A 545-nucleotide genomic window follows, 5' to 3' on the forward strand; every position below is an offset into this window, starting at 1 on the left:
ATGGTGCTTGTGTTTTCCGGACCACCACAGGTCTGCGCCGTTGGGGCCGGGAGCGGCGACGCGGTCGGTGCGGATGACGGTGCCGTCAAGGTTCAGATGTGTCAGCCCGGCCGCCTTCGCGCGTTCCAGCGCAGTCGCAAGGTCCGGCGCCCCGGCCGCCAGAACGGTCAGTCCCTCATGGAGGTAGCGGTATGCGGTGGAGGCCGACAGGCCGTTGTCGCGGGCGAGTTGGGAAAGGCGGGTGTTGTCGATGAACCAGCGCAGGACGAGCACTGCCTGCCGGAAGCAGCCCAGCGCCCGCCTGCCCCTGCGGGTTCCGGCCGCGATGCGGTGGTCACGCAGGAGCCGGGCCAGGTGCTCGGCGGTGGACCGCTTCACATCGAGCACCGCGGTGTATGTGACACTGGTCGACACGTGAGGCCCCTCGGTCAGAACAATCCGTCGCAAGATCGTTCCTACCAGGGGCCTTACGCCTGCCCGGACTTGGGGACCGCACGGGCCGCAGCGGAAGCATCGCGATCACAGCGAGCGACGGACGCTTACCG

Annotated in this window: 1 pseudogene; it reads right to left on the bottom strand. The window is 68.4% G+C overall.

From position 1 onward, the window contains the following. Positions 1-414, bottom strand: a pseudogene (locus tag VXC91_RS46780) (IS5/IS1182 family transposase); the annotation flags it as partial. Between the last annotated feature and the right edge of the window lie 131 nt (positions 415-545).

It is taken from the genome of Streptomyces chiangmaiensis, assembly GCF_036281785.1.
In the GTDB taxonomy this organism is placed as follows: domain Bacteria; phylum Actinomycetota; class Actinomycetes; order Streptomycetales; family Streptomycetaceae; genus Streptomyces; species Streptomyces chiangmaiensis.